Genomic DNA, 873 nt, shown 5'->3' on the forward strand with positions numbered 1-873 from the left:
GTTGCCAATGCCGCCGACCAGCGTGTCATTGCCGGCGCCGCCATCAAGCGTGTCGTTGCCGGCGCCGCCGGTGATCTTATTGGCAAGCGCATTGCCGGTGCCGGTGAAGTTGGCGGACCCGGTATAGGTCAGGTTCTCGACATTGTTGCCGAGCGTAGAGGTTGAAAGCACCGTGCGGATTTCGTCGGTGCCGGCGCTGACCGCCTCGTTGATTACGTCGCTCGCACTGTCGACCACATAGATGTCGTTGCCGGCACCGCCGACCAGCGTGTCATCGCCGGCGCCACCGTCTAGCAGGTCGTTGCCGGCACCGCCGGTGATCGTGTTGGCAAGGCTGTTTCCAGTCCCGGTAAACGCGGCCGTACCGCTATAGGTGAGGTTCTCGACATTGGCGGCAAGCGTATAGCTTGCCAGGGTCGTGCGAACCGTGTCGGTTCCCGCATCGACGTCCTCAGTGACGAGGTCGGCGGCATTGTCAACGATGTAGGTGTCATCGCCCGCACCGCCGATCAGCGTGTCAGCACCTGCCCCGCCATTCAGCGTGTCATTGCCGTCGCCGCCCGACAGCGTGTCGATGGCAGCGCCCCCGGTGATCACGTTGTCGAGATTGTTACCTGTGCCCGCAAACGCCCCCGTGCCGGCAAAGCTCAGGTTCTCGACATTGGCGGCAAGCGTATAGCTCGCCAGGTTCGTGCGAACCGTGTCGGTCCCAGCAGCGGCGGCTTCGGTGACGCTGTCGGCGGCATTGTCGACGATGTAAGTGTCGCTGCCCGCACCGCCGATCAAGCTATCGGCGCCTGCCCCGCCATTCAGCGTGTCATTGCCGGCGCCGCCGGTGATCGTGTTGGCGAGCGCATTGCCGGTGCCGGTGAA

At 64.1% G+C, this 873-nt stretch carries 1 protein-coding gene; it reads right to left on the reverse strand.

Features of this window, described 5'->3' with window-relative positions; all coding sequences use genetic code 11:
- Nucleotides 1-873 (reverse strand): calcium-binding protein (locus CO667_RS34575; protein ID WP_143540788.1); only part of this gene is annotated, 873 nt, incomplete at both ends.

The organism is Rhizobium sp. L43 (assembly GCF_002531725.1).
Lineage (GTDB): Bacteria > Pseudomonadota > Alphaproteobacteria > Rhizobiales > Rhizobiaceae > Rhizobium.